This is a genomic window from Paenibacillus spongiae, from assembly GCF_024734895.1.
Classification (GTDB): domain Bacteria; phylum Bacillota; class Bacilli; order Paenibacillales; family Paenibacillaceae; genus Paenibacillus_Z; species Paenibacillus_Z spongiae.
This window is the reverse complement of the sequence record NZ_CP091430.1, coordinates 5,000,196-5,021,737: the sequence shown is the minus strand read 5'-3', so window position 1 is coordinate 5,021,737 and position 21,542 is coordinate 5,000,196. Positions and strand designations below refer to the sequence as shown.

The following is a 21,542-nucleotide window of genomic DNA, read 5'->3' as shown; positions in this document are numbered from 1 at the left end:
ACATCCATACAGCCTTATACCAGCTCTGCGCATATGAATGTTCCGTTCATATAAAGACAAACAGCCATACAGGTTTGAGGATCTGTATGGCTGTTTGTTATGAGCTGCTTATCTCGTTACTTGGCCATTCTATTCACTGGAGCTGCAGCCTAGCGTGACTATTTCGGCAGGCTTGATCTGAACGCGAAGCAATCCGCCCTCGGATAACGGGAGCATCTCGCCTTGTTCCTCCAGAATATTGCTTGTATACCAATCGGCCCGAACGTCGCCGGTCTTCACAATCAATTCGGTCGGCTCGGTGGACAGGTTATACCAACGCGCGATCAAATCCCGGCCGTCTTCCGATACTTTGAAGGTCGAGAGAGCAAGACGCTCTCCTTCCCACTCCAGCCAGCCGTGAACCGGAGGCAGCGAGCCGGAATGGATATCCGTCTGAGCGGCCATCCAAGGGATCTGGAATTGATACGCTTCAGCCGCCGCTTTGCTGCGCTGCTCAGAGCCGCCGTACGGAATGATGGCGAATTGTGCTTTCTGTGCGCCGATGCATTGCGCTTCCGGTGTCGGGAAGACTCCCCAGTCGCCAAGCTCGCCAACCGCGCGCAGCAGCGTAACCGCGATTGTGCCGCGTTGATCGGGCAATACCTCATATTCGTTCAAACCGATGTTTGCGACCGCGAGCCCGCGGTTCGTCTCATCCAATGCTACGAAGGATTGCTGGTGCTGGGTATTGCTCGGATTCCGCCATTCCGACGATGGTGTATTCGGCCGCTCCGCAATCTCAAAGATGGAATCCGCGTGATGGGTTGCCGCCGAGATATCGGAAGGGAACAACGCGCGAAGCCGGTGATCCTTGGCTTGGTTATCGAATGAAGCCTTAATCCTCAGCGCGTTAACCCCTTGCTGGACGGTTACTTGCGTGCGGATGACGAAAGGCGTCATAGCTGCCGAGCGCTGCGATTTGCGCTGCTGAATCGGAACCATCGATGCCATCTCGCGCTCCAGCAGCACATCTGCTCCAGCCGGGAGTGACCAGCGGTGAATGATTTCGACCGTCGTCCTGGTCGGAGTCTGCTCCAGCAGCGATACTTCGGCAGACAGCCCTCTCGTTGTCAGAGCCTCATCGCCTTCAGGCTGCTTAAACATATACTCGTTCCCGATATCGCCTACATCTTCGTATACGCATAGATCGCGATAGACTTGCCCGGTCGCCTTCATTACCATCGTCAAGCTGCCGTTATCGTTCACGCTGACGGTGAAAAATTCGTTCTCCAGACTGCGCGAAGAAGGATCATAGGCATCGGTCGCGCTTGCTTGAACATCGGCATTCGGCTTGGCGGCGGCGCCGCTGCCGGCCGGAATCCAGGCGAAGGTCCGATATCCGAGAGCGGGCACGTCTGCGACTCCCAGCGTAACCCGAACGCGCCGTGCCATATAAGGCTGGCGGAAACGGTCATTCGGCAGCGTATAATTGAATTTGACGCCAAGATCCTCGACTTGCGCCGTAGATAAGGCTCTGCCTTCATCATCGACAATGATTCCGCCGTCGATATCGATCTGTTCCAGACCGGCATAGATTTCCGCCGGCGAAGGCTCGTATAGCGGCTTGCTGGCTACCTCCAGCTCCACGCTTATCGTACCTGAACGCTGCCAGCCGGAATAATTGGCGACGACGAATGGAACGGCGCCGTTGAACGCATCGAACTTCGACGTATCGACTTGCTTCAGCATGACTTGGAGACTGTCTTCGGCAAGCGTCTGGGCAACGGTCTGACTCTTGGCGAAGCGCGTCATCATTTCGCTATGAACCTCATCGACGCTGCAGCCGCAAATACTGTCATGGGGATGGTTCTGCATGAGCGTCTTCCAAGCGTAAGTGAACAGGTGATGCGGGTAATTCTGCCCCAGAAGGCTGGCAATCGCTGCGGCCGGTTCGGCGACCTTCTCAAGCAAGGTTTGGACGCGGGCATTGGCCTGCTTGATATAGACGCGCGCGGATGCCGTATTGACGAGTGTCGACCATCCATCCGTCCGTTGGCTCCGGAGCTCGCCGTCGACTACGGCGAGAGGTGTGTCGATAGATTGCTGTACGGCTGCCGCATAGTCTTCGAAGTTCGCATGCACGAAGTCGTAATCGGGGTAAAGCTCGCGCGCCTTGTCCAAGGCTGCCGACAGGTCGCTCTGAACCGGCTGGTGATCGCAGCCGTTCATGAACAGCAGATGCGGCGTCGAGGCGAATCGCTCCACATCGCGCAGCTTATTCTGCCAATAGACTTTGGCCGCCTCCTCATCGACAGGAACCTCCATGCCATTGTGATACCAGTTTGCGAACAGAATGCCAAGAACTTCGGAGCCGTCCGGCGCGCGCCATGTCATCTCCGAGTAGGGGGACTCATAGGCCGCTGAATCGGAGACGGAATTATTAAAGCCGGTTGGTTTGACCCCGCGGCCGAATATGGCCGTACTCATGCCGGCCTGCCGGAGGAGCTGGGGCGCTTGCCCCATATTGCCGAATGAATCCGGGAAGTAGCCGATTTTGGCGACGGGCCCGAACGCCCGGGCATCCTTATGTCCGACAAGCAGATTGCGCACGTTCGCCTCGCTGCTCGTCAGGAATTCATCCTGCAGGATATACCAGGGCCCAATGCGAATGCGGCCCTCTTGCACATAGCGGACCAGCTTCTCCCGCATCTCGGGACGAACCTGCAAATAATCGTCGAGGATGATCGTCTGTCCGTCCAAATGAAAGCTTTGATAGTCGGGGTCCTTGTCGAGCGTGTCCAGCAAGGCGTCCATCAATGCGATCAGCTTCACATGATGCTTCTCATAGGGCATGTACCATTCCCGGTCCCAATGCGTGTGGGAGATGATGTGAGCGGTTTTTCTGGCCATCGTTTCAGCTCCTTTATAGTACAAATATACAAGTTGTATGATACCTGTTATAATTCAATAATAATTAGGGTTGAAGATACTGTAAATATCCATGATCGTCAAGATAAGAATAAAGTTGTATATTTGTTATGTTAATAGAGGTGGAAGCAGTGGGTAAGAAAGAGAAGCGGACTCCCTTATACAGTCAAGTCCGTGATTATGTAATGGATCAGATTCGTCAAGGCAAGTGGAAGGAAGGACGCAGGATGCCTTCGGAGACGCAGCTGAGCAAGCAGTTCGACGTCAGCCGGATAACGGTCCGGGGCGCGCTAACCCGGCTCGTCGAAGAAGGTGTTATCTACCGGGTTCAAGGGCGGGGAACATTCGTAACGACCGAGGGGCTGGAGGGCGAACCTGTCCGTTATGAGAAGACAGGAAATGAGCCTCAGCTGATCGCCTTCATGATTCCGCGCGTAGACAACCGGTTTACGACAAGTTTATTGAATGGGATAGACGATGAGCTTGCCAATTCCAATTACCGGATGCTGCTGCTTCGAACGCACGACTCCCAGAAGAAAGAGGAGGAGCTGCTGCATGAAGCGGTAAGGTCGGGGGTGAAGGGAATCATCGTCTATCCGGCGGATGGGCAGACCTATAACGAGACGATGCTCCGGCTGGCTATGGATCACTTTCCGATCGTCGTCATCGACCGTTATCTGCGGGGGGTGGATACGAACTGTGTCTGCTCGGATCATTATGCAGGCGCGTATGCGGCTACCGAACATCTGCTTCAGCTGTCGCACCGCGAAATCGGTTTCGTGACCACGGTTTTTACCGGGACGACCAGCCTTGAGGAACGACTGGAAGGCTATAAGCAGGCGCTGGCTGATTACGGCGTTGCTTTCGACCGCAGAAGAGTACTGGATTCTGCAGTACCCGAAGACATTCGTTCGTTCTTATCGGAACAAAGCGACCTGACGGCGTTGTTCGCTGCCAATGAAGGAGTCGGGCTTGCATCGATTCGTGCGGCGTCTGCTATAGGCAAGTCCGTGCCGGAGCAATTGTCGGTCGTCTTCTTCGACGATTATGATCATGCCGAAGATGCCAGAATCCCGCCCACCTGCGTTTCGCAGCAGGGGGAGGAGATCGGAAGGCAGTCGGCGAAGCGCCTATTCGCTCTGCTCGAGCGGCCCATTCAAGACAGAATCAGCATCCGGGTACCCGCCCGACTGATCGTACGGCGTTCAACCGCGACTGCACCCAACATTTAACGCGCGAAGTTACCCATGCGGATGGTGACCGATAGTACGTTCCGGATACCTGGGGATGAAGGGATGAGCAGAAGAATAACCGGGATGACAGCGAACGTCAGAATATTCTGCCCGCGCATCAGGATGTGGTTCATATGATTCGCTTCAACATTATATAATCTAGTGCGGCCTGCGTATTTCCAGCCGGCGGAAACCTAACGCTTGACCATAGGAAGCAAGTTGAGGTAAGCGCAGGTTATTGCTGGGAAATAGGAGGATTCGGTTTGCTTCCTTCCCTTTCATCGTTTATCCTAGAGTTAACAATTTATTAATGGAGGTTTTACCATGGAACCGGTGCAATCGCTATCAGACTTGCTATCCACGGGCCACTCCGGAGCTTCTATTGAGGTACCGGGCAGATTAGCGCGAACCTTCGGGCAAACGACGCTGTCGACAACGCTGCCGATGAGCAAGCTATTCTCGATTTATGAAATTGATTTGGAGGTCCAACGCCAGCTGATCCCTAAGAATGTCTCCCGGCTGGTAGATTACATTCTGCTCTACTTGGATCACGGACAGAATATCTACTTCCCTGGCGTAATCTTATCCGCACGCGGTGCGGGAAGCTATGATACGGAGCGGGAAAAATATTATCTGCAGCCGGTCGAGAAGTGCTACGTCGTTGACGGCCAGCATCGTTTGGCGGCCTTCCGCCGTGTTATGGAAACACTGCAGAGCAATATGGCCAGAGCCAAGGACCGGCGCGAATACGACCGCGTCGATGAAATTACCCAGAAGCTCCGCAAGCTGTATGAGTTTCCGATGTCGGTTATGTTCTACATGGATATAAGCGCCCGCCAAGAGCGTCAGCTGTTCTCCGACATTAACAAGCTGCCACGCAAGATTGGCGGCAACTTGGCTGTTCTTCGCGACCAGCGCCGATTTTATCATATTATGGCTTCACGGCTTGTGCAGGACTATTCCGTTATGGACCAGCTGCCGACCGACATGTTCTCGGAGCGTGGCAAGAGCTCGGATTATCTATTTGCTTACTCGCTCGTTACCGAGCTTCTGATCGCATTGTTCGAAGGACGGCTGAAGTCGGCTGCCCGCAATAACGGCTACCATTATACGGAGGAGTTTCTGGAGGAGCATCTGGAGCATGCGGCCCATTATTTCAAGCTGCTGCTTCGTTATTTGCCAGCCCCGGACCGTGGAGAGTTGTGCTGGACCGAGAATATCCAGATCGCGCTGGGTCTCTTCCTGCATGAGGAAGCGTTCAAGTCCGGTCAGTTCAACAAATATACGCTTGAATATGCGGTGAAGATTCTGCCTCATATCGACTGGAATCTCATCTATAAGAATGACGAGAAGGATCGTCTGCCAAGAAGAAGCCGGATCATGAAGGCCTATCAATATATTAAAGATTATTATGATAAGGAGCATCTGCTGCTTCTATCGGATAAGGAGGATGTCGGTTAATGGACGGATTACGACTCAATATGACGATCCACCCTTACTGCGAACGGTTTGGATTGGCAACCGTTTCCCTTAGGGTGCATGATCTGCTGAATTACTCGACAATCGATCCGATGGTACAGCGCAAGCTAAGCGGCATGCAGCGCCGCAAGATCGCCAACTATTTGCAGGAGCGGGAGCTGGATCACGTCTTCTTCGGACCTGTCACCCTATCGTTGCGTGATGTCGGTTCTCTGGCGAAGGGCGATGACCACCTCATTCTCCTCCACGGTTCCAAGCTGAGCATATTGGACGGCCAGCATCGCATCATGGCACTCGGTTATACGAACGAGCAGCTGACCAAGGAGAGCCGAAAGCATGAACGCGATGTTGCCAAGCTGAAGCTGAAGAACCGTCGAAATCCTGATGACGAGAGCTTGAAGGAAGAGCTGGAGCAAGCGGAAGGGCTGCTCGCGAAGGTCGAGGAAAGAAGGCTGGACCTGCTGGAAAGCCTGCTCTCCGTTCAGCTGTATATCGGACTGGGAGAAGAAGAAGAGAAGCAGCTGTTCGGCGACATTAACTCCAAGGTACAGCTGGTCAGCAAGGAGCTCGGCCATTCGTTCGACGGAAGCGACCCGCTTAACATTGTGCTGCAGCAGGTTGCCGATCACAATGAGCTGCTCAAGAATGTGGGCATCGAGCGCCGGAATAATCTGACGTCGTACAACAAGAACTTTACGTGCTTCAGCTGGTTATATTCCACCGCTACTCTGCTCTTCACAGGGAAGATGAATCTGTCGTATGAGCTGGCTCGCCGCATCCGCAAAGATTCTACGACCCACGTGGAGCTCCTGCATCAGTTCTTCAACGGTGTGCTGCCGCACATGCCCGAAATGCCGGGAACTGCGCAGTTCATCTCATCTAGCCGTGTCGTTCAGGAGTCTATCGCGCTGTATGCGCACGGTTATTTGGTGAAGGACGGGAAATATAATACGGAGTGGGCGAGCTGCCTGGAAGTGCTCGGCCAAATCGACTGGTCGCATGACAACGAGGAGCTTATCGAGCGATTCGGCCAGCTGGATAACGGCAAGCTGAATCTCGTGCATGAGAAGTCGATGCGCAAGCATCTTAATTTTGTCGCATATCTGGAAGGACTCAAGGAAACGGCAGAGGTGTAAGCCGGTTCCGATTGCTATAACGGTTAAGAAACGGTTCCGTCACGAGCGGAACCGTTTCTTTGTCTTATGCAGCTTACCGTCATCTTTGCCGCTTCCGAAACTCTGTCGGCGAGACGCCGAAGTAAGAGGTGAACTGCTTCGAGAAGTGATGGATGGAGGAATAACCCAGATCCTCGGCAATTCCGGTCACGCTTCGGTTGCTCTCCCGCAAGGCGGCAGCGGCTTGCTTCATGATCGCTTTGGTCCAATAGGCTTTGGGCGAGAGGCCGGTCGCCTGCTTGAACCGTTCATGAAACTGCGTCTTGCGCAGGCCGCTCCCCGCCAGCCATTCGTCATAACGCGAACCGGCAGTTGCTTCTTTGTCGATCCGTTCCATGATCATGGTCATTCGGTAATCCGGCACCAAGGAATCGCTGCCTGCCTGCACCAATTCCAGAAGGAGCCCTTTGAGCAGGCAGCCGGCTATCTGTGTCGAATACAAAGCCTTTAGCTGGTGCTGATTTACGGCATGCGTGAAGAGCTCCATCATCGAACTGCGGTGCTGCAGCGAAATAATCAGAGGGAGCCGGTCTAACGGGGTGCCGTGACGCTGCGCTGTCAGCAGCCGCTTGTCGAAGTCGGCTTCGTCCCAAACCAGATGGTGAGGCGTTGGCATAGGCGCATCCGACCATAGCTCGCAGTAGATATTATAAGTCCCCATCGGATGATCGGGATTGGAGTGGAAAGAATGAAGAAGCCTGGGAGGAACGAAAGCAAGATCGCCTTTCTTCAGCGGATAGGTCCGCCCTGAAGCGGTAATCGATCCCTTGCCTTCATCTACAAGGTGGAGAGCGTAACAATATCCGATCCGCTTCGTCTGGCTCGGATTCCATTCGAGTGGAAACCGGTAATGATGTGCAACTCTGATAGAAGGCGCCATGAGATGCATCTGATCCAAATCCATCATTATGTATCCTCCTTCACGGAAGCTTGCTAATCGGATTATACCATAAGCGGGACGAACTCCCGAACAATGCCGGAAGAAATGATCAATTTCCGAAACGTCATCCAAATACGAGCACATAATCATATGTTATTTTTTATACAAGAACAATGACCATTGGAAGGAGTTCATCCGATATGAAGAAAGCTGAAAGCGGAAGTTTAACTAAAGAGCAAGTCGATTTCTACAATGAAGAGGGGTATCTCGTGCTGCCCCGGCTGCTGACAGACGAGGATATGGCCCCTGCCAAGGATGCGATGAATCAGAAAGTATCGATGATTGCCGATGAGCTGTACCGGGCCGGTCTCATTGCTGACCGTTTGGCGGATCGTCCGTTCCCGCTCCGGCTGGCGGAGCTGTTCCGGCATTTGACGGCGGAGGACTTCTTGAAGCACGGCAGAAGCTGGCGCGACCGGCTGCCCGGATACTTTGATTTGATGTGTAATCCCAAAATACTGGATGCCGTGGAGTCGCTTATTGGCGGAGAGCTGTTCGCCAATCCGGTCTACAATACGAGGCCGAAGATTCCGAAGGTAGCGGCTGGTGCAGTTCCTTGGCATCAAGACAAGTCGTATTGGCCGGATGCCAACTCGAATCCGGTCATCACGGTGTGGATTCCGCTTGTGGATGCCACTGAGGTGAACGGCTGCCTGCATATCAAACCAAGAACGCACAAGAAGCGCTTGCTCAAGTGGCATCAAGAACAGATGACGGGTACAGGCTATACCGCATTGAAGGATCGTCAGCTGGGCAAGACGGCTACCGTTTCATTGCCGGTTCCGGCAGGAAGCGCGATTCTGTTCAATGACCGTTGTCTGCACATGTCCACGCCGAACAATTCCAACGAAGTCCGCTGGAGCGTCGATCTAAGATATCAGCCAACCGATCAGGATCCGATGATCGCGCATGGAGTCGGGTTCTTGGCGCGAAGCTGCCGCTATCCGGATAAGGTGGCGAAGCTTGCGGATTGGCTGGAAGGCCGGGCAGAACACGTCGAGCAGCCGAGGCGGGATAATTGACGCTATATTTTATCCTTGCGGCAGGAGTCTCCTCAAACATGCAAATTAGAGCTATCAAGCATTTTGCGTCTAGCAGGGTATTATGACGGCTACCGTGTTATACATGAAACGGATCATTGGCGAGTTTCTGTTATTGCTCGGCTAGATACAATTTGTATCATTTTAACTTGACATATGATATCGTAACCTTATCTCAAAGGAGACGAGGAAGCTACGTATGGTCAAAGAATCGGTGGAGCAAATCCGGCGCGACTTACAGGAACTCAGTCAAAAAATCGCATCGCTGCACGAACGCATTGAGCAAATCATAAGGCCGTCCGCACAGTCGAAGACTTGAATTGGTGCGGATTAGACGATAGGAACGAAGATAGCGGCAATCCGGGAACATCCGGGTTGCCGCTATTATAGGTTCCTCACGACAATTCCCTTCAACTTCAGATATTTCGGCTTCGACTTCTCATTAGTGCAGCAGCCCAATCATTATTATCAGGAAGAGACCACGTCGGAACGAATTCGAGAGAAGCTGCGCAGCTGGCCGCACAAACGGGAAAAGGACTTGAGATCGAATTCGATTCGGCGGTCCTCACCAGCTGGAAGCATCGGAAAGCACTCTACCACTACCTGGAGGACGGTGTTGCGTTCGGCTGCATGAGGGATGCGGTGGTCGCCTATTATCAAGATGTCCAGGCGCTGTACGAGCTGTACCATGAAGGCGGCAGAAGCGGAAGGAAAGTGTATGACGATATTTATTCCTTCCTGAAATGGACTTATAACGGGACATAAACGAAGTTGGAGAACGGGAGATGATTGTCACGAGAGCTTGAATCAATTGGGTATCTTCAACTTATCTCGGAGTTAGGACGGATTGAAGTACCGACAGGATCATGATAGACTTTTTCATGAAGTCCCGCCTTTCCTTATACGGAATCCAACTATGCATTGATATTCTCAGTTGCCTTTGATTGGGTAACTCAACCTAGGCCTAGGCCCGTTAGAGGATGGTGACCGAATCACCTTGCCGGAAGAGGAGCAGAGATAATGGACAAGAAGCAGCCAGAGCGTTTAGCCAGCGAGAGCTATATGAGCTATGATTCTCACTTCGGTATTTTTCGGCATCGGATTGCGGAGACGATCGCGGTGCATTGGCATGAATTTTTTGAGATGGCATTCGTTACCTCGGGAGAGGGCACCCATGTCCTGAACGGTACCGCCTATCCTCTGCAGCGGGGGGCGCTTTTCCTGCTGTCGCCGGCTGATTTTCACGAAATCATCCCATCGCCCGGTTCCACGATCGAGCTGTATAATTTTGTTTTTTCTGAACGAATTCTCCGGGAAGATCTTTATTACGATTCGTTCCAGAGCGCATCGGATTTGCAGTATACGTTTGTCGATGAACGTCTGCCCGTTATTGAATCTGAATTTACGCTTATCTGGCAGGAATCGTCGAACCGGCAGTTCGGAACGCCAATCGTCATTCAGGGCGCTCTGGAACGGATCGTTATCGAGCTGGCCAGAGCTTTGCGGGCCAATCCGATAACGGATATGAACATGACGGGCAGCGGAATGAACGAATCGATTGCCCAGACGGCGGTACGCAAGACGCTCACGTATCTTCAGCATCATTTTCGCGAGTCGATTACGCTGGACGATGCCGCCAAGCAGGCCCGGCTATCGCCCAATTACTACAGCGAATGCTTCCATAAACAGTTAGGCATCTCGTTCCAGACCTATCTGCAGGAGCTGCGGTTGCAGTTCGCGGGCTCGCTATTGAAAGTATCCGACCTGCCCGTTACGGAGATTTGCTTTGCCGCAGGGTTTAATACGCTGCCGCATTTCGAGCGGATGTTCAAGCGCAAATTCGGAGTTTCCCCGCGACAATTCAGGAAGCTGGCGGAATGAACGGATAAGTCTCTGCTCTTTCGTGCAGAGCCTCACTAGCCGACGGCAGCTGCTATAAACGACATGAGGAGGAGCTTGGGCAAGTGACATCCTACAGGTTTTATCCTATGACGCTTGAAGCGGCATCCCGGATTTCCCGCTGGACCTACCCGGAGCCATACGCCATATACGGGATGGGCGGAGATGAAGAAAGCTTATCGGAATTGATGAATGGGGATTATGAGTTTGTAACCGATCGGCAGGGTGAACTGGTCGGCTTCATCTGCACAGACCATTCGGCCCGCGTGCCGGGCGGCTATGATGCGGGGATATACGAGGATGAGCATGGTGTGGATCTGGGGCTCGGATTAGATCCTGACCTGACAGGCAGAGGGTTGGGCTCGGACTTTGTCATCGCGAGCGTGAGGCATGTTGCTCAGCGGTTTGCCGTCCGGCATGTGCGGCTCGCCGTGATGACCTTCAATGAGAGGGCGAAGAAGGTATATGAAAAGGCCGGATTTGAAGAGGGGGTCCGTTTTCACAGTCCGGTGTACGGCGTGGAGAGCGAATTTGTAGCGATGGCCTGTTCGGTTCCTTCGAAGGAAAGCTGACCGGCGTGCATATAGGAGGACAACAATGGAGCCGGCTGCTGTCGGCTCCATTGTTGGATGTATGGGTGGCGTACCCTTCACACCGCAGCGTTATAGTGAAAAAAGGTGCTACAGCCGCGCCCGCAGGTGGGTGAAAGAGCTGTAAGTCCGTTTTACGGCCTTACAGCCTCCGAGGCACGGACCGCTTCAACGGAACACCGGCTGTATGGCCGAAAAAGGGCGGTCAAGTGTCCCCTTGCTTGTCCTCTTCCAAAGCGCGCTTGCGGTATTGACCAGGCGACAGCCCGGTTTTTTTCTTGAACAGCTTATTGAAGAAGCTTAAGTCATCGAAGCCGACCTCGCTCGCAATCGCGGCGATTTTCTGGGTTGAATCGATAAGCGCCTCTTCGGCCACCTTAAGCCGAACCTCGTTGCGGTATTCGATGAACGTCTTCCCTGTCATTCGTTTGAAATGATGCGAGAATGCCGACAGGCTCCAGCCGCTGATCCGGCAAATCTGTTCCAGCGTTAACGGCTGCGCATAATGGCGGTGAATGAAGTCGAGCATGTGCTGCATGGTCTTCTCTTGGTGGGGCATGGAGCGCACGCGTTCTTCCTTCTGCTGATGGCAGCGGCTCAGGAAGATGAAGAGCTGGATCATTTCCGTTTTAATGAAAATGCGGTAACCGAGCGTCTTCTCCTCCCGTTCATATAGAAGACGATCGAGCAGCGTCTTCATCTCGGCCTGCTGGGCTTCGCGCAGCGTCAGCCGTGTCCGGAACCGGACATCGTTGCGCAGCAGCGGCTCCACGTAGAAGAAATCGAGGAACGATGTGAAGGCGGCCATCGTATTCAGTTCTTCTTTAAGCAAGGTTTGCGTGAACAGTACATTATAGATCGTCATGCTCTCGGATTGTCTACCCCGGTAGGCATGCTCCATGCCCGGCTCAATGACGAACACATCCCCCGCTTTAATAACGTGATATTCGCCGCCGTCGTACCGGTGCTCTCCAATCCCGGCGTATACGTAAGCGAGCTCGATAAACTCGTGGGAGTGATCTTCGACCTCATATCCCGGGTTAATGGTGACGGCATTAATATAGAATGGAAAGTCGCGGCTCTCCAATAATTCCTCATTAGTCATCCGCATGCTGATCTAAGCACCGTCCTCCGGTGAATTTACAAGGCATTCTTAGTCCTATTATAGAAGACGGCGGAAGGCTTGGAAAGGAAAAAACCTTGGATACACGATAAAGAAGAGCCGGTTGTCCGGCTCTTCTTTATCGTGCGTGCTTATATCTCTCTGGCCAGGATAGGGAATGTACCGCCCCGGATCGGTTCGTCCTTCTGAAGCCCGAAGTTGTCGGTGCATATATGGCCTGCTCCGCTGTATGTCGTCCCGTCAGGCATGTAGATTAGCGCCAGCACTCTGCGGGGCTTATCGGACATGTTCGGATATGCATAGTGGAAGGTCAGGCCGCTATGAAAGGTGCAGCTGCCCTTCTTGAGCGGAACGACGACAGGCTTCTTCAGATTGGCTTCCTTGTCCTGCACGTAATCGAAGATGTTCTGCGGCTCGAGGAAATCGATCCCTTTCAACTTTCCTTCTTTATGGGAACCGGGGACAAACATCATACAGCCGTTCTTCTCATCCACGTCGTCTACGGGGATCCAGGCGGACAAGGCTTGCGTTTGGTTCATCGGCCAGTATGGAGCATCCTGGTGCCAAGGAGTCGCTTTCGAGTCTTCCGGCATTTTCCATAGGGCATGATCGTGAAAAAGTCTCATCTTGGAGGCGCCGCTCAGCAGTCTGGCGATTTCAGCCACCTTCGGATGAAGGGAGTATTTGGCCATGACCCCGTGATCGCGCCAAACATTGACCTTCTGGTTCAAAACTCTGTAGTACGAGCCGCCGCTCTTATCGGTCTTCACAGCGTTAACCGATTTCTCGGTCATCGCTTCTTCCATGGCTTCCGCCATCTCGGCAACCTCTTCTTGCGTCAGTACATTATCGATCTGAACGAAGCCGTTCTCGCGGTAGAACTCGATTTGTTCCCGGGTAACGGGCATTTCCATTCTTACCATTCCCTTCGTTTGATTCATAGATTAGCTTCAATGTAGCATGTCAAAATCGCCAAACACTTGGGCAATGTTATCAAAAACATGGTCGATCTTGCTGATTCCAGCGAGGTTGGACACGGAACTGCAAACGATTACATGAAAATGGCGCGATCAACCATGTTTTTGTCTGAAAACGCTTTGAGACCCGGGGAGCCATCGACTAGAATGGACACAAACGGACTATACTTTTTAATTTGCTTGAAGTCTCTCGAAGAGCTTGTTTACAAGGTCTGCCTGCATCAAACAGAGCGTATGCTTACGAAGAGAGTTTTGCTCGTACATGCTTCCTTCGGCAAGCATTAGGCTCACAAAACAGAGCGTATGCTTACGAAGAGAGTTTTGCTCGTACATGCTGCCTTCGGCAAGCATTCGGCTCACAAAACAGAGCGTATGCTTACGGAGAGAGTTTTGCTTCGCATATGCTGCCTTCGGCAAGCATTAGGCTCACAAAACTTTTAGGAGGAGATTTACAATGACAATTAAAGCAGCCGTCGTAGGTGTCGGCAACATTGGGTCCATTCATGCGGAGATTTATCACAACCATCCGAAGGCAGAGCTCGTAGCGGTATGCGACCTCGTGAAGGAGAAAGCGGACGCAGCCGCTCAGAAGTACGGCTGCCGCGCCTTCTACAGCGTACAAGAGATGCTGGCCAGCGGCATTGAATTGCATACAGCCAGCGTTGCAACCAAAGGGGAAGAGAACGGCGGCGAGCATTACGAGCCGTCCATGCAGCTTCTTGAAGCCGGTATTCCCGTACTCGGCGAGAAGCCGATCTCCAACCGGATCGACGAAGGCGAGAGAATGGTTAATCTCGCAGAAGAGAAGAAAATTCCATATGCCGTTAACTTGAATCACCGTTTCACGCCGGCTGCACTCCGTGCAAAGACTTGGATGGATGAGGGCCGCCTTGGCCAAGTGCACATGATTAACATGCGCATGTGGATCAACAATCCGGTTGAGACATCGCCATGGTTCCATCTTCGCGCGCTTCACCCGCATTCCTTCGACGTTATCCGTTACTTCTGCGGCGATGTGAAGCGTGTCGCTGCATTCATGATGAAAGGCGAAGGCCGTCAAATCTGGTCGAATACGCAGGTTATTCTATACTTCGAGAATGGCGCAATCGGCCATTTGGTCGGCAGCTACGACGCCGGTGCCAGCTACGGTCTTGAGCAGTGCGAGGTTGTCGGCTCCAAAGGGCGTTTCGTCCTGGAAGACGCTTGCGAGCACTTGACCTTCTATCCGCGCCACAGCATCGAAACCGAAACCTACAGCTACTTGGGCGGTATGCGTTCATTCGGCGAAACGTTCAAGAGCCGTATCAGCGATTGGATCGAACAGCTGGATGCGGGCGTAAGCCACGATCAAGTCAACGGCTCCGGCGTTGATGCATTGAAATCACAGCGTATTATCGAAGCAGCCATCCGTTCGTGGGAAACCGGAACGATCGTTGAACTGGACTAGGAGGAGCAAAAAATGATCAAATTAGGCGTAAATTCCGTACTTTTTAAAGACTTCGACGTAGAAACGGCTGTCCGCCATATCGCCATGTGCGGCTATGACGGCGTTGAATTATCCGCTATTCAAGGCATGTGCGAGCATTTGGTGCTGGATTCCTGGCAGGATCAGGCGGAAGAGCTAAAGCGGATAGCCGCTGAAAACGGTATTTCTTATTTGTCCATGGAAGTAGCTTCTCTCGATGAAGCCCGTCTGACCAAAGCATTCGAAGCTGCTGCAGCGATCGGCATTCCGGTCGTTAACGTCGGACCCGGCGGCAAGAGCGACGTAGAAGCTGACTTGACGCAATCCATCGCCACATTATCCCATCTGTCCGAATTGGCTGCTTCGTACGGCGTGACGTTGTGCGTTAAAGCGCATGTGGGCAATGCCATCTATAATACACCGACTACGCTGCGAGCCATGGAAGCGATCGACAGCGCCGGCTTCGGGATCGACATGGATCCGAGCCATGTGTACCGCGCAGGCGAGAATCCGGAGGAAGCGCTGCCTCAAGTCTTATCGCGTGTGAAGCATGTTCATATCCGGGATTGCAAAGGCCGCACAACTGGCCCTGGACCGATTCAGCAGCAAGCTTGCGGCCGCGGCGAGATCAATCTGGCTGCCTATTGCAAAGTAATGGTAGACGGTGGATACGAGGGTCCTGTATGTTTGGAAGTAATCGGAGCGGCAGGACATTCGCTTGCGGAAGTGTCGATCATTGCCGCTGAAAGCTATGGCTACTTGAATGGCACGCTTCGCGCGCTAGGAGCAAGACAACCGAAAGAAGACGCCCTCCAGCGTCAAAATGGATAGAAAGGGGAATTGACGTTCATGAGTGCAAACGCGAATAAAAAACCAAACGTTCTGTTTCTGGGCATCGACAGCTTGCGCCGGGATCATATGAGCGGTTATGGATATAAGAAGTTGACAACCCCCCACATCGATCAATACGCTAAAGGAGGAACGCTGTTCGAACAGCATTTCAGCCCAAGCGTGCCAACGACACCGGGGTATGCTTCCATGCTGACAGGCATGGATTGCTTCGGCACCGATGTCGTTGCGCTCCGCCATGAAGGCGGGCTTGGCGGCCATGTCAAGACATTGGCCGAAGTGCTCGGTGAACAGGGCTATAACACAACCTGTATCGGATTTACGGGCAATCCGTCCGCAAGAGGATTCGACAAGTATATGGATTACGAAGGCTGGGCGGCGGACGAATCGGGCCGCAGTCCGAAGGCGGAGAACTTGAATAATGTCGCTATTCCCGAGTTGAAGCGCCTGGCTGCGGAAGATAAACCGTTCCTGCTCTTCCTCCGTCATATGGATCCGCATTCGCCTTACCTCCCGCCGGAGCCGTTCGATCGGATCTTCTATGAAGGCAACGAGAACGATCCGGACAACAAGTCGCTGGAAGGGATGGACAGCTTCGAGCCGTTCGTACACTATCTGCGTTCATGGATTCCGGAAGATTGCACCGACTCGGCTTATGTGGATGCTCAATACGATGGCGCGGTCGCCTATATGGACTCCTGTATCCGCCGCTTGTTCACGGCGCTCGAGGATTTGGGCATCGAGGAAGAGACGCTGGTCGTCATTACGGCGGACCACGGCGAGACGCTGAACGAGCATGACTGCTATTATGATCATCACGGCTTGTATGAGACGAACCTGGTCATTCCGCTCATTCTTCGTTTCCCTGGCAAAGTGCCGGCTGGAAAAAGAAAGTCCGACTATACCCAGATGAAGGACCTGATGCCGACCGTTCTTGAGCTGCTTGGCATCGAGACGGACATCGCATTCGACGGCAGAAGCCTCGTCGATTATATGAATGGCGGAGAGCGGGTGCGGGAGCCGGAATTCTACATTACCGAATGTACCTGGATGCGCAAGCATGGCTGGCGTACGCCGGAGTGGAAGCTGATCGTCGCGCTGGAGCCGGATTTCCACTTTAAGCCGGAAATCGAGCTGTACAACCTGATCAAGGATCCGCTTGAGCTTGAGAATGTGGCGGAACAGGAGCCGGAGGTCGTCAAACTGCTGACCGGCCGTCTGGAAGCCCACATTGGACGGCGGGAGGATGCAACCGGCCGCGTGAATCCGATGTTTACGAACCTGAACTGGCATGGACATAAAGTAGGTCCGTTCAAGACCTCCCAGCAGGCATACGATACAATGAGAATCGGTTCGGCGAGCTCTGCCCGCAAACTTCAAGAAAAGGATAAAAAGTAGCGGGGGGATTAAGTATGATTAAAGTCGCAGTTATCGGCTTGAATCATATCGGTCTCATTCACTGCCGCGTCTACAAAGAGCATCCCGATGTCGAGCTTGTCGCCGTGTGTGATTTACGCGGCGACATGGCCCGGTCGGCTGCCGAGCGGTTCGGTGCAAGACCGTATGATAATGTTCAATCCATGCTTGCCAATGAAGAAATCGATGTCGTTAGCGTTGCGACCGGAGGAGTGGAGAACGGCTCTCATCATATGGAACCGGTCATGCAGGCGATTGAAGCCGGCAAGGACGTTCTGGTCGAGAAGCCGATCTCGAATCGTCTTAGCGAGGCTCGCATGATGACGGATGCTGCTACGGCACGAGGCGTGCGGCTTGCCTGCAATCTGAATCACCGGTTCGTTCCCGCGGCGAAACGGGCCAAGGATTGGATTGACCAAGGCGAGATCGGCCAAATGCTGTTTGTGAATATGAAGCTGACCATCGGCAACCCGAATGAAACGTCCCCTTGGATTCATATGCGGGCGCTGCATCCGCATTCGTTCGATGTGCTTCGGTATTTTGCCGGCGATGTGGCCAGGGTACAGGCATTCATGGCGAAGGCCCCCGGACGTACCGTCTGGTCGACAGCTTCCATTAATCTCGAATTCGCTTCCGGCGCAGTCGGCCATTTGACCGGCAGCTACGATATGTTCGGCGGTCATCCGATTGAGCGCTGCGAAGTTGCAGGGACGAATGGCAGGTTTGTCCTGGATAACGTATACGAAAGTCTGACGCTGTTTCCCCGCGAGAGCGATGAGCGGCGGGTATTCAAAAATTCGATCTTCTCGAACTCGCAAGGGTTCGACTCGACATTCTTTAACCGGATCGGCGCCTTTATTCAGGAGGTTCGAGACGGTGTTCCCCCGGATCAAATATCGGCTTCCGGAGCTGACGCCCTGGCGGTACAGCGGATTATTGAAGCGGCGATACGCTCTCAGCTTGAGAACGGTGCGCCGATAAGAATTAGCGACATCCAAGACGATGAGCATGAAGGAGTGCGGCAGGCATGAGCGGGAAAAGCGGTTGCGTCGTTTGGTTTACGGGGTTGTCAGGTGCAGGCAAGACGACAACGGCTCGCGAGCTGCTTCAGCAACTACGGGCAAAGGGCATTAAATCAGAGCTGCTGGACGGCGATGAGCTGAGAACCGGGATATGCAAAGGACTCGGCTTCAGCCGCGAAGAGCGGATGGAGAATATAAGACGTATTGTTTATGTAAGCGAGCTCCTCGCCCGCAATGGCGTTATTGCGATCGTATCGGCCATTACGCCATATAAGGATATGAGGGACTACGCCCGTTCGGCGATTGCCGATTACGCAGAGGTGTTCGTCGATTGTCCTCTCGAGGAGTGCGAGCGGCGGGATGTGAAGGGGCTCTATGCCAAAGCGCGGAATAATGAAATCGAGCGCTTTACCGGCATTTCCGACCCCTATGATGTTCCTGATCGTCCCGAAATTACGCTATATTCGAAGGACGGCAGCATAGAGGGGAATGCCCGTCAGGTTTTTGAATGGCTGGAGCAAGCCGGTTATGTATCCTTATGTAAGGAGGAGATGGTATGAATTTCATATTCATCTCGCTCGACACATTGCGCGCCGATCGACTCGGCGTTTATGGTTATAAGAAGCCGACAAGTCCATATCTGGATAAGATTGCCTCGCAAGGGGTGGTCTTCGAGAAGGCTTATGCCGCAGACATACCGACAGAGGTTGCCCATACGGGCATCTTCACAGGGAAAGTCGGACTAACGACGGGTGTCGTTTCGCATGGCTCCGAGCTGACTTCGCTTCCCAAATCGGTGAAGTGGCTGCCAAACTTATTGAAAAGCGCAGGCTATACGACAGCTGCCGTAGATAATTTGTATCAATTGAAGGAATGGTTCGCCAGAGGATACAGGCACTACATGAACTCCTCGGGGAGCAAGCGCTGGATCGATGGCCGAACGGTCAATGATCTGGCCAAATCGTGGCTCTCGCAGCGAGGGGAAGAACCGTTCTTCCTCTTTCTCCATTATTGGGATCCTCATACGCCATATTTGCCGCCAGAAGAATATATTCCGCTCTTCTACGATAAGGAGAAGGATCCGTACGATCCGGCAAACCGGAGTATGGAGGCCGCATATAACAGCGCCGCCTATCCTTTCTTCAAGTATCATCACTATGACATGCTGGGCAGCGTGACGGATGCAGAGTATTTGAACGCATTATACGATGCGGAAATCCGTTATCTTGACGATCGGCTCCGCGAGCTGGATGAAGAGCTGGAGCGACTCGGTCTGGCGGAGGATACGATGATGGTTCTGTTCGGCGATCATGGCGAGAGCCTGACCGAGCATGATATATATTGGGATCATTGCGGCCTGTATGACACGACGGTTAACGTACCGCTCATCATCAGATGGCCGGGTCGCATAGCCGGCGGCCGCCGAGTGCCCGGACTCGTACAGCAGGTGGATCTGATGCCTACTTTGCTCGAAGCGGCCGGTCTTCCGGTTCCGGACGATTTGGACGGCAAGAGTCTCTGGCCGGCTATCGACGGTCAAGCGACGGGAACACATGATAAGGTATTCCTTAGCGAATGCGCTTGGCAGGCGGCAAGAGGGATTACGGATGGCCGACACAAGCTTATCGTGACGTATGACTCCGGACCGTTCAAGCGTCCGCCGCGCGAGCTTTACGATCTGAAGGCCGATCCAGGCGAGACGAATAATCTGGCCGAGATTGAGCCAGAGCTGGCGGATAAGCTGCAGCGGACGATGGAAGAGTGGGTTCTGAATAAATTGGCAGGAAGGGAAGATCCGATGCATAGACAGCTGGAAGTCGGGCTGCCTTTCCGCAAGCGGATCGAAGCTATTTTAGGCCAGTATGGGCTTACGTGGGAGGAATGGTGGAACGACCCGGTACGCAGCAAGTTTGACGATGCCGTCGAACAATCGCGCAAGCAGCGCGTGCTGGAAGGCGAGCCGCGATGAAACGGAAGCCGAACATCTTAATTGTCATGTCGGATCAGCATCGTTATGATTGTACAGGCACAAGCGGTCAATATCCGGTTCAAACGCCGAATATCGACCGGATTGCGTCGGAAGGAATCTGGTTTACGAATGCCTATACCCCGTTGCCGGTGTGCGGCCCCTCCAGACAATCGTTCATATGCGGCCGCAGACCGGAGAGCTTCGGCGCGTATTGGAATGACGGCATCGGACTTCCCATTATGAGCCTGACCGAACGCGATTATTCCTGGGCAAGAGATTTGAAGGCCGAAGGTTATGCAACAGGTTATATCGGCAAGTGGGGAGGAAGCTCTACAGCGGATCCCACTGCATTCGGATATGACCATTACATCAATGCCGACAAAGATTATGCCGCGTTTCGCGTTGCAAAGCATCCGGAGCACAGTTATACGAACGGTATTTTTGGCGAGCCGGATCCCGTGCCGCTTGAAGATGCGCAGACGCATTGGCTGGCGGGGCAAGCATGCGAGATGCTGGAGGAGCTCTCGCGAAGCGGCGGTCCGTGGCATGCGAGAATCAATTTTAACGAACCGCACCCGCCTTGCCGACCGTCAGAGCCGTTCGCTTCCTTGTACGATCCGAAACAGGTGCCCGAGTGGGGCAGTTTCAGCGATACGTTCGAGAACAAGCCGTATATTCAACAGCAGCAGCTGCTGAACTGGGGGATCGAGAACTATACGTGGGATGACTGGGCGCCAATCGTTGCCCGCTACTACGGTATGATCAGCCAGATGGACGATGCGGTCGGAATCATCATGCAGACCTTGGCGCAGCTCGGTGAAGACGATAATACCATCGTGATTTATACAACGGATCACGGCGATATGTGCGGCGGCCACCGGATGATCGATAAGCATTATATCTTGTACGACGATGTAGTGAAGGTACCGCTCGCCATTCGCTATCCTGGCGTTGTAGCCCCGAATCAGCGGTGCGATGCTTTCGTATACAATGCGCTTGATCTGCCGCCTACGCTGCTGGATCTGCTGGATATGCCAGTGCCCGGGGAGTTTCACGGACGTTCGCTCCGTCCGCTTCTCGAGGGCCGTCTTCCCGAGGACTGGCGCACGTTTGCCGTTTCGACCTATAACGGACAGCAGTTCGGCCTGTTCGTTCAACGGATGATCAGGACATCTACCTGGAAATTTATATGGAATCCGACCGATCGCGATGAGCTGTATGACATGGTTAACGATCCGAACGAACTTGTTAACCGAATCGCGGATCCCGACTGTCAGGAAACGCTGTCTGTCTTAAGGCGGTCGCTGTACGATGAGCTGAAGCAATCGAAGGACGGCATTCTCCGCGGGAGTTGGCTGGACGGCCAACTTCTGGAGGGCAGGAAACGGTAATTGCCATATAGGATTATTGACGGAATTTTAATATAATAGAGGAAATATGAATGGAACGATAGGAAATT

General features: G+C 53.3%; 18 protein-coding genes. 14 read left to right on the top strand and 4 right to left on the bottom strand.

Going from position 1 to position 21,542, the window contains the following annotated elements:
• Positions 1–129 precede the first annotated feature (129 nt).
• Entirely contained in the window at positions 130–2,889 is a 2,760-nt protein-coding gene (locus L1F29_RS22865; RefSeq protein WP_258384347.1) for an alpha-mannosidase, read from the bottom strand.
• A 149-nt stretch (positions 2,890–3,038) separates the two neighbouring features.
• Here L1F29_RS22865 and L1F29_RS22860 point away from each other — a divergent pair, with 149 nt between their 5' ends.
• From L1F29_RS22860 to L1F29_RS22850, 3 genes are all read left to right on the top strand, one after another.
• Positions 3,039–4,139, top strand: a complete 1,101-nt coding sequence (locus L1F29_RS22860) for a GntR family transcriptional regulator (RefSeq protein WP_258384346.1) — start codon at positions 3,039–3,041, stop codon at positions 4,137–4,139.
• Between the two features lie 324 nt (positions 4,140–4,463).
• A complete protein-coding gene (locus L1F29_RS22855; RefSeq protein ID WP_258384345.1) occupies positions 4,464–5,600 on the top strand; it encodes a DNA sulfur modification protein DndB in 1,137 nt (378 codons plus the stop codon).
• On the top strand, positions 5,600–6,754 hold the full coding sequence (locus L1F29_RS22850) for a DNA sulfur modification protein DndB (RefSeq protein ID WP_258384344.1): 1,155 nt from the start codon (positions 5,600–5,602) through the stop codon (positions 6,752–6,754). Before L1F29_RS22855 ends, L1F29_RS22850 begins: the two co-directional genes overlap by 1 nt.
• Before the next feature lie 79 nt (positions 6,755–6,833).
• On the opposite strand, the gene L1F29_RS22845 is transcribed toward L1F29_RS22850, so the two are convergent.
• Complete coding sequence (locus L1F29_RS22845; protein ID WP_258384343.1) at positions 6,834–7,700, bottom strand: AraC family transcriptional regulator; 867 nt, start codon at positions 7,698–7,700, stop codon at positions 6,834–6,836.
• A 173-nt stretch (positions 7,701–7,873) separates the two neighbouring features.
• Here L1F29_RS22845 and L1F29_RS22840 point away from each other — a divergent pair, with 173 nt between their 5' ends.
• The 4 genes from L1F29_RS22840 (at position 7,874) to L1F29_RS22825 (ending at position 11,244) form a co-directional block, all read left to right on the top strand.
• Positions 7,874–8,755 (top strand): phytanoyl-CoA dioxygenase family protein, encoded by an 882-nt coding sequence (locus L1F29_RS22840; RefSeq protein ID WP_258384342.1) that lies wholly within the window; start codon positions 7,874–7,876, stop codon positions 8,753–8,755.
• A gap of 438 nt (positions 8,756–9,193) precedes the next feature.
• Positions 9,194–9,538 (top strand): DUF4855 domain-containing protein, encoded by a 345-nt coding sequence (locus tag L1F29_RS34245; RefSeq protein WP_309252423.1) that lies wholly within the window; start codon positions 9,194–9,196, stop codon positions 9,536–9,538.
• A 255-nt stretch (positions 9,539–9,793) separates the two neighbouring features.
• Positions 9,794–10,654: a helix-turn-helix transcriptional regulator gene (locus L1F29_RS22830; RefSeq protein WP_258384341.1), complete on the top strand. Its 861-nt coding sequence runs from the start codon at positions 9,794–9,796 to the stop codon at positions 10,652–10,654.
• Positions 10,655–10,737: 83 nt separating this feature from the next.
• Positions 10,738–11,244: a GNAT family N-acetyltransferase gene (locus tag L1F29_RS22825; RefSeq protein ID WP_258384340.1), complete on the top strand. Its 507-nt coding sequence runs from the start codon at positions 10,738–10,740 to the stop codon at positions 11,242–11,244.
• Between the two features lie 223 nt (positions 11,245–11,467).
• Here L1F29_RS22825 and L1F29_RS22820 read toward each other — a convergent pair whose 3' ends face one another.
• Both L1F29_RS22820 and L1F29_RS22815 read right to left on the bottom strand, forming a co-directional pair.
• Positions 11,468–12,373, bottom strand: a complete 906-nt coding sequence (locus L1F29_RS22820; RefSeq protein ID WP_258384339.1) for an AraC family transcriptional regulator — start codon at positions 12,371–12,373, stop codon at positions 11,468–11,470.
• Positions 12,374–12,516: 143 nt separating this feature from the next.
• On the bottom strand, positions 12,517–13,326 hold the full coding sequence (locus L1F29_RS22815) for a phytanoyl-CoA dioxygenase family protein (RefSeq protein WP_258384338.1): 810 nt from the start codon (positions 13,324–13,326) through the stop codon (positions 12,517–12,519).
• A gap of 490 nt (positions 13,327–13,816) precedes the next feature.
• Between L1F29_RS22815 and L1F29_RS22810 the strand changes: the two genes are divergently transcribed.
• The 7 genes from L1F29_RS22810 to L1F29_RS22780 are packed head-to-tail and all read left to right on the top strand — an operon-like array spanning position 13,817 to position 21,474.
• Positions 13,817–14,809 carry a Gfo/Idh/MocA family protein gene (locus L1F29_RS22810; RefSeq protein WP_258384337.1) on the top strand — a complete coding sequence of 331 codons (993 nt, stop codon included), beginning with the start codon at positions 13,817–13,819 and terminating at the stop codon, positions 14,807–14,809.
• A gap of 12 nt (positions 14,810–14,821) precedes the next feature.
• Positions 14,822–15,658 (top strand): sugar phosphate isomerase/epimerase family protein, encoded by an 837-nt coding sequence (locus tag L1F29_RS22805; protein WP_258384336.1) that lies wholly within the window; start codon positions 14,822–14,824, stop codon positions 15,656–15,658.
• 18 nt (positions 15,659–15,676) lie between these two features.
• Entirely contained in the window at positions 15,677–17,074 is a 1,398-nt protein-coding gene (locus L1F29_RS22800) for a sulfatase family protein (RefSeq protein ID WP_258384335.1), read from the top strand.
• A 14-nt stretch (positions 17,075–17,088) separates the two neighbouring features.
• The gene (locus L1F29_RS22795) at positions 17,089–18,123 is read left to right on the top strand and encodes a Gfo/Idh/MocA family protein (RefSeq protein ID WP_258384334.1); all 1,035 of its coding nucleotides are present in this window, start codon (positions 17,089–17,091) and stop codon (positions 18,121–18,123) included.
• Complete coding sequence (gene cysC, locus L1F29_RS22790; RefSeq protein WP_258384333.1) at positions 18,120–18,674, top strand: adenylyl-sulfate kinase; 555 nt, start codon at positions 18,120–18,122, stop codon at positions 18,672–18,674. Before L1F29_RS22795 ends, cysC begins: the two co-directional genes overlap by 4 nt.
• Positions 18,671–20,083, top strand: a complete 1,413-nt coding sequence (locus L1F29_RS22785) for a sulfatase family protein (RefSeq protein WP_258384332.1) — start codon at positions 18,671–18,673, stop codon at positions 20,081–20,083. Before cysC ends, L1F29_RS22785 begins: the two co-directional genes overlap by 4 nt.
• Positions 20,080–21,474: a sulfatase family protein gene (locus L1F29_RS22780; RefSeq protein ID WP_258384331.1), complete on the top strand. Its 1,395-nt coding sequence runs from the start codon at positions 20,080–20,082 to the stop codon at positions 21,472–21,474. The genes L1F29_RS22785 and L1F29_RS22780 overlap by 4 nt, the downstream gene beginning before the upstream one ends.
• Positions 21,475–21,542: the final 68 nt, after the last annotated feature.